The following is a 262-nucleotide window of genomic DNA, read 5'->3' on the forward strand; positions in this document are numbered from 1 at the left end:
TGTTAAAGGTTATTGTAAGGTTGCAAGTATTGATGAAATAAAGGAACATGATTATATACTTACTCCTGGTAGATATGTAGGTATTGAGGAAGTTGAAGATGATGGTGAGCCATTTGAGGARAAGATGGAAAGGHTAACTAATACTTTGGCTAATCAGTTTAAGAAGTCTAGGGAGCTTGAGGAAGAGATAAGAAAGCAACTTGGAGGAATTGGGTATGAGTTGTAATGAGTGGAAAGAGTATACTTTAGGGGATGCATCTAA

General features: G+C 36.2%; 1 protein-coding gene (only partly in view). It reads left to right on the forward strand.

Going from position 1 to position 262, the window contains the following annotated elements:
- Window positions 1-226, forward strand: part of the annotated coding region (locus tag G3997_RS04425) for an N-6 DNA methylase (RefSeq protein ID WP_296648713.1) (this coding region is incomplete at its 5' end). Its footprint begins 466 nt before the window's first position; 226 of its 692 annotated nt are in view.
- Window positions 227-262: the final 36 nt, after the last annotated feature.

Origin of the sequence: Romboutsia sp. 13368 (assembly GCF_018336475.1) — a bacterium.
Classification (GTDB): Bacteria; Bacillota; Clostridia; order Peptostreptococcales; family Peptostreptococcaceae; genus Romboutsia.